The following is a 9,732-nucleotide window of genomic DNA, read 5'->3' as shown; positions in this document are numbered from 1 at the left end:
GCGACGGCTTGGGTCGTGCTCAGTCGCGGGCTTCGATTACGTTGAAAAGCAGGGCCATGGCCACGGCTGGGCCGAGGATTCCAACAAGTGGGACTAACACCGAGGGCAACCAAGCGGCAGCAAATTCTCCAGTCATGGCGCGGGCCAATAGCAACCGTTAATACTGTACGAAGACCTCCCGAGGCAGCCTGCGGGGTCGGCAAGTGCGACATAAAAATTCAATCCCTTTGCCACGCCCCTCAGCCGCCGGATCCGCGCACGATGCCGCGCACCCGGTAGATCGGTCGTCCCTGGCTTTCGTGGTACGTGCGCATCTGCAGTTCGGCCAGCAGGCCAAAGCAGAAGAGCTGCACCCCTGTCAGAAAACTCAGTAGGGCCATCAGCAGCAGGGGGCGATCGCCAATGTCTGCGCCAAACAGCAGTTTCTCGCCTACAAGCCAGAGGCCGATCAGGAGCCCTGCGCCCATGGCGGCCAGGCCGCCGAAGCCGAAGACGTGCATCGGCCTGGTTAGAAAGCGCTTCATGAACCAGACCGTCAGCAGGTCCATCAACACCCGGAAGGTGCGGTCGAGTCCGTATTTGCTCTCCCCATAACGACGGGGATGGTGGTTTACTTTCACCTCGCTGATCCGGGCACCTTCGATGAAGGCCAGGGCAGGCAGGAAGCGGTGTAGTTCGCCGTACAGGTTGAGATCACTCACCACCTCGCGCCGATAAGCCTTCAGAGAGCAGCCGTAGTCGTGGAGTCGTACCCCAGTTACCCGGGCAATCAGGCTGTTGGCGATGCGGCTCGGCAGCAGCCGTTGCATGGCCGCATCCTGGCGCTGGTGGCGCCAGCCACTCACCAGGTCGAAGCCTTGGTCGAGCTCAGATAGCAGTAGGGGGATATCGGCTGGGTCGTTCTGCAGATCGCCATCGAGGGTCACGATCACCGCCCCGCCGCTGGCGTCAAAGCCGGCAGCCATTGCCGCCGTCTGGCCGTAGTTGCGGCGCAGCAGCACGGCCACCAGCTCCGGGACCGTGGCGGCCAGCTGGCTGAGCACCTTCGCTGTGCCGTCCAGGGATCCGTCGTCTACCAGCACCAACTCAAAGCCCAGCTGCAGCGGTCGCAGTGCCGCCAGCAACTGCTCCACCAACTGGGGCAGGCTCTCCTCCTCGTTGTAGAGGGGCACCACTACGGAAAGCTCTGCCTGGCCTTCCCCCGTTTGCTGCATGTCTTTGTCAGCCCTTGGCGTTGACCCTAGGTGGGTAGGGGACTGCCGTTATGGCTGTGCATTACCCGCCCCGCTCCCCGCAGTTCCAGTCGGTAGTGGCGTGCCACCGGGTCTGGGTTTTGGGGCGCCAGGTCGTCGATGCCGATGCCGTTGCGGCCGTGGGCGATGCCGGAGCTGTGTAAGTAGCGGCCGCCACCTAGGTGCAGCCCCACGTGGCTGCAACGCTGGGGTGTGCCAAAAAAGATGAGGTCGCCAGGCTCCAGCAACTGCACCTGGCCCGGGTGCACCGCGACTGGCTGACAGAACCGCTCCTGTAGGTAGGCATCGCGTGGAATCCAGATGCCAGCGCTGGCATAGGCCCGCTGCACCAGACCGGAGCAGTCGTAGTTGGGGCCCAGGCTGCCGCCCCACAGGTAGGTGTTGGCTACACGCTGGGCGGCCTGGGCGAAGCTCAGCACCTGCTCCAGCCTGCGGGCAATGCTGCAGCGCTGCAGGAGTTGCGGCTGGGGCGGGGAGCACGCCACTGCTCGCCCCAGCAGGGCATCGGGCTCAAGCCAGCCTGGGTAGCCATCGTCGAGCAGTCGTACCCGCAGCCGCATTCCTGGCCCCGTTGCTGCAGGACTGGACAGGATTTGTAGGTGGCGTCCAGGCCAGGCCTGGCTGGCTAGCCCCTCACCGCGGGCCTGGCTGTAGAGGTTGACGCTGCCAGTGAGCTGCCAGTTCGTGCCGGCGAGGAGCCATTCCGGCGCGGCTGGGGTGCCGGCAGCCAGCTGGGCAGGGTTGATGGTGTTCACTGTCAGCACAGCTAATCTCGCCACAACGTTGGCCGGCGGTGATGGCTTTTTACAGCCCCGATCCAGCGATGGCTCAGATCCTGGCCGATCTGGTGCGGGCTCTAGAGCTAGAGGGGCGGCCTGGTTTAGCCCAGCACCTCTCCATTACCTGGCTTCGCTACGACCAGCCCTTGGTTGGCCGAGCTGCCGATCTGGATCCCGATCAGTTCTGGGCCCAGCCGGTGCAGGGGGCGAGCTGGGCTGGGGATCGTCCTCGCTACCCAGCCAGCGTGGTGAAGCTGGTGTACTTGGTGGCGGCCGAGGCCTGGCGCCAGGCTGATTTGCTTGCGGATACGCCCGAGCTGCGGCGTGCCCTCTCAGACATGATTCGGGATTCGAGCAACGACGCCACCTCCCTGGTGGTTGATTTGCTTAGTGGCACCACTAGCGGCCCTTCTCTGCCCCCCGAGCGCATGGCCCGCTGGCTGGAGCAGCGTCAGCTTGTCAATGGCTGGCTGAGCGAGCTTGGCTGGCCGGAGCTGCAGGGCTGTAATGCTTGCCAAAAAACCTGGGGAGATGGTCCCTACGGGCGGGAGCGGGACTTTTACGGCAGTGAGCTTGAAAACCGCAATCGCCTCAGTACCGATGCGGTAGCCCGTCTGTTGCAGGCCGTGCTGGCGTCGGCCCTGGTCTCGCCACCGGCTTGTGCTCGGATGGCAGCTCTGCTGGCGCGCAGCCTGGATCCAACCCAGAGGCTTGCGGATCCAGAAAACCAGGTGGATGGCTTCATTGGTGAGGGTTTGCCTCTTGGCTCTCGCCTCTGGAGCAAGGCGGGCTGGATGAGCCAGGCCCGGCACGATGCTGCCTACGTGGAGCCGTCAGCTGAGGGCTCTACGCCAAAAGCGCTGCCCTTCCTACTGGTGATTTTTTCCGAGGGCAAGGTCTGCGCCCAAGATCCCAAGCTCTTACCCGAGATAGCTACCCGGCTGGCCGCAGCCAGCCGTAAATAAGCATTCGGACTTAACAACGGAGAGGGAGGGATTCGAACCCTCGACAAGAGTTGCCTCCTGTAACTCCTTAGCAGGGAGCCGCTTTCAACCACTCAGCCACCTCTCCAGGGGGCTTGCTGACTTTATCAGTGAGCCCTATCGCCTGGGGCTTCCCAGGCGGCCTGGGCGGCGGTGAGTCGCGGCAGGCGGTGCTTAAAGCCGCAGAGGATTTCCCAGGGGATGGTCTGGCAGCGATCGCTCCAGTCGGTGGGGGTGATTTGTTCGCTTCCCTCCTTGCCCAGCAGAGTCACCACCGACCCCACCTCCAGTCCAGGGCAGTCGGTGGCATCGAGCACCAGTTGGTCCATGGTGATGGCTCCCACTTGGGGCAGACGTTGGCCTGCAAACAGCACTTCCAGCTGGTTGGAGAGCTGGCGGGGCACGCCATCGGCGTAGCCAATGCCAACAACGGCCAGGCGGCTGGGGCGGCTGGTGCGGAAGCGATGGCCGTAGCTCACCCCCACCCCGCTGCCGACCTCCCGAATCAGGCTGACGCGGGCGTGCAGGGTCATCGCTCCCTGCAGGGGTGTGACAGAAGTCAGGTGGGCCGCCGGGCTGTGCCCGTATAGCGCCAGGCCGACTCGCACTAGGTCGTAGTGCAGCCCTGGGCTGCGCAGGGTGCCGGCCGAGTTGGCCAGGTGGCGGATGCCAGCCTGCAGGCGCTGGTGCTCTAGGGCCTGCAGCACCGTCTCGAACAGCCGCTGCTGTTGATCGGTTAGCCCGTCATCGGCATCCGCTGATGCATCGGCACTGGCGAGATGGGAATAGAGACCGGCCAACTGCACGGCTTCCAGTTCCGTGATCGCGGCCACGAGTCTGGGCCCCTCCTGCCAATCGGCCCCGAGCCGAGCCATGCCAGTGTCGAGCTTGAGCTGCAGGGCCATCGGGCGGCCTTGGCCGCTGGCGAGGTTCTGGCAGAGCAGGGCTTCGCGCATGCCGCTGATGGTGGGCATGAGCTGCCAGTGCAGACAGCTGCGCAGCTCCTCCACCTGGGTGAGGTTGCCGAGCACCAGGATGGGCGCTTCGATGCCGGCCCTGCGCAGCTCGATGCCTTCGCTCAGGGTGGCGACACCGCACTGACTGGCTCCACCAGCGATGGCGGCCCGGGCCACGGGGATCGATCCATGGCCATAGCCGTCGGCCTTGACCACAGCCATCAGCTCGGTGCCATTGCCTATGCAGCGTTTCAGGCTGCGGGCGTTAGCACTTATGGCGCCGGTACTTACCTCTACCCAGGCCCGTTGCCGAGCCAGGCTGGCCTCATGGGCCGGGGCACTCCAACTGGTCTCGGTCGCCTGGGTCACGGATTACAGCGAAGATTGCCACTAGCATGCCGCCGATCACGGGTGCTGGCATGGGCCACGTTCTCGTTCTAAACGCCTCCTACGAGCCCCTCAACATCACTACCTGGCGTCGTGCGGTGGTGATGGTGCTGAAGGGGAAGGCGGAGGGGCTTGAGCATGACCCGGCTCGCAGGATTCGCGAAGACACCCTGCTACCTACGGTGATCCGCCTGCGTCATTTCGTGCGGGTGCCCTACAAGCCGTTGCCCCTGACCCGTCGCAACCTGTTTCACCGCGATGGCCATCGCTGCCAGTACTGCGGGGCTAGCGCTGAGCATCTCTCTGTCGACCATGTGGTGCCGCGCAGCCGCGGAGGCCTGGATACCTGGGAAAACGTCACCACAGCCTGTCTGCCCTGCAATGTTCGCAAGGGCAACCGCACGCCGCGGGAGGCCGCGATGCCCCTGCTGCGTCCACCCCATAGGCCCCTGGGCAGCTTCAGCTTTGAAGCCAGTCGCCAGATCTCCTCTGGTCAGCATGGCGAGTGGGCCAAATACGTGATTGGGTCCTAAGAGCGCTCAGCTGGCTACCTGTTGGGCCAGCTCTTCGAGCTGGCGGCTCTGATCGGCGGCGATTGAGGCACTGATCAGGTCGTGGAGCTGGCCGTTGAGAACCGGCTCAAGCGCGAAGTTGCGGCCTAGGCGGTGGTCGGTGGTGCGGTTGTCTTTGAAGTTGTAGGTGCGGATTTTCTCGCTGCGGTCGCCGCTGCCTACCTGGGCCAGCCTGGTGGAACGCTCCTGGGCGTTGGCTTCTGCTAGCTGGCGCTCATAGAGCTTGGCCCTCAGGATTTCCATGGCGCGCTCGCGGTTCTGCAGCTGGGAGCGCTGCTGGGTGCAGAACACCCGAATGCCGGTGGGCTTGTGCAGCAGGTCTACGGCCGTTTCCACTTTGTTGACGTTTTGGCCGCCGGCGCCACCGGAGCGGGCGGTACTGATTTCGATGTCGCCGGGTTCGATCTGAACCTCCACGGGATCGGCCTCCGGCATCACGGCGACCGTGGCGGTTGAGGTGTGCACTCGGCCTTGGGACTCGGTGGCCGGCACCCGTTGCACCCGATGCACCCCGGCCTCGAACTTCAGCTGGCTGAAAACCCCATCCCCCTTGATGGCGAGGATTAGTTCTTTGTAGCCCCCGAGCTCGGCTTCGGAGGCGCTCACAGGTTCCACCCGCCAGCCCACCCCTTGGGCGTAGCGCTCATACATCCGGGCTAGATCGCCGGCCCAGATCGCCGCTTCATCGCCACCGGCGCCGGCGCGGATCTCCAACATCACGCTGCGCTCGTCGCGGGGGTCTCGGGGCAGCAGGGCCACCGTGAGCTTGTCGAGCAGGCTGGCCGTGGCTTCCGCCAAGGTTGCCAGCTCCTCGGTGACCAGTTCCTCCATGGCGAGGTCGCCCCGATGTTCTTTCAGCAGGGCGCGAGCTTCGCGCTCTTCCTGCTGCAGTTTTTGCAGGCTCAGGTGGTCCTGCACCAAGGGCTCAAGGCGAGCTCTCTCTCTGGCGATGGCCTGCATCTGGCTGGGATTAGCCGCTACAGCAGGATCTGCCAACTGGCGTTCCAGGGTCTCGAAGGTGCGGCGGGCCGTCTCCAGGCGCTCATGCAGCAGGGAAGGATCCATCAGCGAGGTAGGAGGAGCCCGCATGGGCACCAGACAACACAAAGCCGGGTGCCCGTAAGCACCCGGCTGGGGGGTTCAATCAGGCCTGCAGAGATCAGGCTTCGGCCGCAGCGGGGGCCTCGGTCTCAACTTGGCTTGCAGCTTCGGCCGAGGCTCCAGCCTTGGGTTCCTGCTTGGCAGCGGCGTTGGAGAGGGAATCTGCTCCACCCATGCCGTACTTGCGCATGAAGCGGTCTACACGGCCCTCGGTGTCGAGAATCTTTTGGGTGCCGGTATAGAAGGGGTGGTTGCCACTCCACACATCTACGTGGAGTTCGGGAGAGGTGGAACCGGTGGTCATAACCACCTCTCCGTTGCAAATCACCTTGGCATCGGGATACCAGGTGGGATGAATTTCGGCCTTGGGCATGACGGGGAAGGAGCTGATGGCGGGGGGAAGAAATCAGCGCTTGGAGAACTGAGGTGCCTTACGGGCTTTCTTCAGGCCGTACTTGCGACGCTCCTTAGCGCGAGGGTCGCGGCTGAGGTGGCCTTCGGTTTTAAGGGGCTTGCGGTTGTCTGGGGACAATTCACAAAGGGCACGAGCTGCACCCTGCTTAATGGCGTCGGCTTGGCCGGTAAGCCCACCACCACGCACATTCACCAGCAGGTCGTAGTCAGTTGCCAGACCGAGAGTCTGCAAAGGAGCTTTGACCGCTGCGAGATAAACGGGGTTGTAGTTGAGATAGTTGTCGCCAGGGCGACCATTGATGGTTACGGTGCCGTTCCCAGGAACCACACGCACTCGGGCAACTGCCGTCTTACGACGACCCGTGCCCCAATAGACGACTTTGTTAGTGCTCATTGGGCGGCAGTGGCGGGATCGAGGGCTAGGGCTTGGGGTTGTTGGGCAGCGTGGGGATGCTCGGTACCCTTGTAAACCTTCAGCTTGCGGAACAGCTGGCGACCTAGGGCGTTGTGGGGAAGCATGCCTTTGATGGCCTTCTCCACGATCCGCTCAGGGATCCGGGCTTGCAGGTGGGCGAAGGTTTCAGTCTTCATGCCACCGGGCCGGCCAGAGTGGCGGCGGTAAATCTTCTGGGTCGACTTGTTACCGCTCACCTTCACCTTATCGGCGTTGATGACGATGACAAAGTCGCCTGTGTCGAGGTGGGGGGTGTAGCAGGGCTTGTTCTTGCCGCGCAGCACTTGGGCCACTTCGCTCGCCAGGCGACCGAGGGTCTGATTCTCTGCATCCACCAGATACCACTGGCGGTCGAGGGAATCAATGGAGGGCAGGGGGGTCTTGTTCATTTCGCCTGATCAGGCACCGGCAGGCCGGAAGTGGGGCAGGACAGCTGGTCGTTGGAAACCCAACGCCCGGATTCAGTGACCTTACCGCCTGGCCGGCGCGCCCCCAGGAGGTAGCTGCGCTGAACTGACGAAAGGCTGGGCTAAACCAGGTTAGAGATCCGGAGAATCGGAAATCTCGAGCTGATACCGCGGTTGGCAATCATACCAGGCTGCTTGAGGGAATACTGGTTTGGGGTACCCCACCCGCAGCAGGCAGAGGCCCTGAGGTGGTGCTGCCTCTTTCACTTCAACGCGCTGGCACTCGCGCCAGCGGCGCTCGAAGTCGGCGCCGCTGAGCCGCCCCTCGCCAACCGCCACGAGTTGGCTCAGCACCAGACGCACCATGCCGTACAGAAAACCGCTGGCTTGCAACTCGACGCTGATCAGGTCACCCTGGCGCTCCAAACGCACCTCCTGAAGGGTGGTTCGGCCGTGGGCGCGGCTGCTGCCCGCTCGTTGAAAGGCAGAAAAGTCGTGTTCGCCCAGCATGGCCTCCAGGACCTGGCCCATGGCTTGTTCATCTAGCCGGCGCTGATAGCGGTGCCAGCTCCAGGGGGCCAGGAACAGGTTGGGGGTGCGGGCGTTGTAGATCGTGTAGCGATACCGCCGGTAGCTAGCGCTAAAGCGGGCGTGCCAGCTGGGTTCAACCTCTACAGCCGCCCGGATGCGAATCGTGGCCGGTAGCCGACCATTGAGGGCCTTGGCCCAGCGCTCCGGCGGAATTGGCCCAGCAGCTTCGAAGTGTGCCACCTGGGCAGCAGCATGCACGCCCGTATCGGTGCGGCCAGCAGCCATGGTGCGGTTGGGTCCCTGGGGGTCAAGCCCAGCTATCGCTTGCTCCAGGGTCTGCTGCACGCTGTGGGCATTGCGTTGCCGCTGCCAGCCGCAGTACGCGGAGCCGTCGTATTGCAGGCAAAGAGCGATGCGGCGCAGGGCGGGGGCGGGAGTCAGCACGGGCACCATGCAGCCATTAAAAAACCGCGGTGGGCTTACGCCACCGCGGCAGTTTGGGATCTCTCCAGACGGGGAGAGGTTTAGACCAGTTCGATGATGGCCATCTCGGCGTTGTCGCCGCGGCGGGGAACGGTGCGGATGATGCGGGTGTAGCCACCTTGGCGCTCGCCATAGCGGTCTTGGGCTTTGTCAAACAGGGCATGAACCAACTGCTTGTCATAGATGTAGCCAATGGCGCGGCGACGGGCAGACAGGCTGCCGTCCTTGGCCAGGCTGATCATGCGCTCAGCTTCATCGCGCAACGCTTTGGCACGGGCTTTGGTCGTGGTAACTCGACCTTCGCGGATCAGCTGGGTGGTGAGACCCCGCAGCATGGCTTTGCGTTGGTCGGCGGGGCGTCCCAACATGGGGACTCGGCACTGGTGTCTCATAGGGCTGACTCAGGTGAGAAGGCTGTCGGTAAAGGGGCCGCCGATCAGGCGCTAGTGCGGCTCTGGGGCAGGGTGATGCCGATGCGCTCCAGCGCTTCGATCACCTCGTCGGCTGACTTGGAGCCGAAGTTTTTGATCTCCAGCAGATCTTCGTAGCTGAAGCCCATCAGGTCGGACACGGAGTTGACCTGGGCGCGCTTCAGGCAGTTGTAGGCCCGCACGGAGAGGTTGAGTTCTTCGAGGGGTATTTGGGCCTCGGCGGAGGGCTCGGGCTCTAGGCCGGGCTCTTCCACCATGGTCAAGCTGGCCAGGGGCTGGAACAGACCGATCAGCTGGTTGGCTGATTGGGCCATGGCGTCGTCTGGTGTGACGCTGCCATTGGTTTCTATCTCCAGGCGCAGTCTTTCGCGAGCGGATCCACCTTCGCCAACGGCGGTTTCATCCACCGTGTAGTTGACCCGGCGCACGGGCTTGAACACAGCATCGATCTGAAGCAGGTCGATGGCGCTGGTGTCTTCGCTGTGGCGATTGACAGGGCGATAGCCAACACCACGCTCCACGTGTACCTCCATTTCGAGGCTGTGGCCTTCAGCCACGGTGGCGATCAGGCGATCTGCATCGATTACCTGCACCTGGGAGGAGAACTGCAGATCCGCGGCGGTAACCGTCGCGGGTCCATTCACCACTAGGCGGCCGATCTCCAGCTCGCGGTTGCGGCTGCTAACGGAGATTTGCTTGCAGTTGAGCAGAATGTCGAGCACGTCTTCACGAACCCCGGGCACGGTGGCGTACTCGTGGTTGACTCCGGAAATGCGTACGGCGGTGATGGCACTGCCTTCGAGGCTGCCGATCAGGACGCGTCGCAGGGCATTGCCAAGCGTGGTGGCCTGGCCGCGATCGAGCGGGCCGATCAGGAAGGTGCCGGTCTGGGATCGGTCTTCCGCGACCTGATGCTCAATGCGATCGATTTGGTAATGCAACACGGTCTGAAGGGTCGAAAGGTTGGAGAAAGCCCAGGGG

The 9,732-nt window shown here is 63.6% G+C and carries 13 protein-coding genes and 1 tRNA gene; 2 read left to right on the top strand and 12 right to left on the bottom strand.

Going from position 1 to position 9,732, the window contains the following annotated elements; translation table 11 throughout:
- Positions 1-19 precede the first annotated feature (19 nt).
- From KBY73_RS13825 to KBY73_RS13815, 3 genes are all read right to left on the bottom strand, one after another.
- Positions 20-136, bottom strand: a complete 117-nt coding sequence (locus tag KBY73_RS13825) for a photosystem I reaction center subunit VIII (protein ID WP_106632445.1) — start codon at positions 134-136, stop codon at positions 20-22.
- 103 nt (positions 137-239) lie between these two features.
- On the bottom strand, positions 240-1,214 hold the full coding sequence (locus KBY73_RS13820; protein WP_254937642.1) for a glycosyltransferase family 2 protein: 975 nt from the start codon (positions 1,212-1,214) through the stop codon (positions 240-242).
- A 26-nt stretch (positions 1,215-1,240) separates the two neighbouring features.
- Positions 1,241-2,017 carry a C40 family peptidase gene (locus KBY73_RS13815; RefSeq protein WP_396097172.1) on the bottom strand — a complete coding sequence of 259 codons (777 nt, stop codon included), beginning with the start codon at positions 2,015-2,017 and terminating at the stop codon, positions 1,241-1,243.
- 32 nt (positions 2,018-2,049) lie between these two features.
- On the opposite strand from KBY73_RS13815, the gene KBY73_RS13810 reads away from it, so the two are divergent.
- Complete coding sequence (locus KBY73_RS13810) at positions 2,050-2,997, top strand: serine hydrolase (RefSeq protein WP_254937641.1); 948 nt, start codon at positions 2,050-2,052, stop codon at positions 2,995-2,997.
- A 17-nt stretch (positions 2,998-3,014) separates the two neighbouring features.
- Here KBY73_RS13810 and KBY73_RS13805 read toward each other — a convergent pair.
- Positions 3,015-3,103, bottom strand: a tRNA-Ser gene (locus KBY73_RS13805).
- A 19-nt stretch (positions 3,104-3,122) separates the two neighbouring features.
- Entirely contained in the window at positions 3,123-4,340 is a 1,218-nt protein-coding gene (alr, locus tag KBY73_RS13800; protein WP_254937640.1) for an alanine racemase, read from the bottom strand.
- A 50-nt stretch (positions 4,341-4,390) separates the two neighbouring features.
- On the opposite strand from alr, the gene KBY73_RS13795 reads away from it, so the two are divergent.
- On the top strand, positions 4,391-4,891 hold the full coding sequence (locus KBY73_RS13795) for an HNH endonuclease (protein WP_254937639.1): 501 nt from the start codon (positions 4,391-4,393) through the stop codon (positions 4,889-4,891).
- A 6-nt stretch (positions 4,892-4,897) separates the two neighbouring features.
- Here KBY73_RS13795 and prfA read toward each other — a convergent pair whose 3' ends face one another.
- From prfA to KBY73_RS13760, 7 genes are all read right to left on the bottom strand, one after another.
- Positions 4,898-5,995 (bottom strand): peptide chain release factor 1, encoded by a 1,098-nt coding sequence (gene prfA / locus KBY73_RS13790; protein WP_254937675.1) that lies wholly within the window; start codon positions 5,993-5,995, stop codon positions 4,898-4,900.
- 94 nt (positions 5,996-6,089) lie between these two features.
- On the bottom strand, positions 6,090-6,404 hold the full coding sequence (gene rpmE, locus KBY73_RS13785) for a 50S ribosomal protein L31 (RefSeq protein WP_254937638.1): 315 nt from the start codon (positions 6,402-6,404) through the stop codon (positions 6,090-6,092).
- A 33-nt stretch (positions 6,405-6,437) separates the two neighbouring features.
- A complete protein-coding gene (rpsI, locus tag KBY73_RS13780) occupies positions 6,438-6,839 on the bottom strand; it encodes a 30S ribosomal protein S9 (RefSeq protein WP_106632403.1) in 402 nt (133 codons plus the stop codon).
- Positions 6,836-7,288: a 50S ribosomal protein L13 gene (gene rplM / locus KBY73_RS13775; protein ID WP_106632402.1), complete on the bottom strand. Its 453-nt coding sequence runs from the start codon at positions 7,286-7,288 to the stop codon at positions 6,836-6,838. Before rplM ends, rpsI begins: the two co-directional genes overlap by 4 nt.
- Before the next feature lie 150 nt (positions 7,289-7,438).
- Positions 7,439-8,281 carry a tRNA pseudouridine(38-40) synthase TruA gene (gene truA, locus KBY73_RS13770; RefSeq protein ID WP_396097169.1) on the bottom strand — a complete coding sequence of 281 codons (843 nt, stop codon included), beginning with the start codon at positions 8,279-8,281 and terminating at the stop codon, positions 7,439-7,441.
- A gap of 80 nt (positions 8,282-8,361) precedes the next feature.
- Positions 8,362-8,712, bottom strand: coding sequence for a 50S ribosomal protein L17 (rplQ, locus tag KBY73_RS13765; RefSeq protein ID WP_106632400.1), 351 nt, complete (start codon positions 8,710-8,712; stop codon positions 8,362-8,364).
- Between the two features lie 44 nt (positions 8,713-8,756).
- Entirely contained in the window at positions 8,757-9,695 is a 939-nt protein-coding gene (locus KBY73_RS13760; protein ID WP_254937636.1) for a DNA-directed RNA polymerase subunit alpha, read from the bottom strand.
- Positions 9,696-9,732 lie beyond the last annotated feature (37 nt).

The sequence above is a fragment of the Cyanobium sp. Tous-M-B4 genome, from assembly GCF_024345395.1.
Lineage (GTDB): Bacteria > Cyanobacteriota > Cyanobacteriia > PCC-6307 > Cyanobiaceae > Cyanobium_A.
Note: the sequence above shows the minus strand (reverse complement) of the source record. Positions and strands in the feature narration are given on the sequence as shown.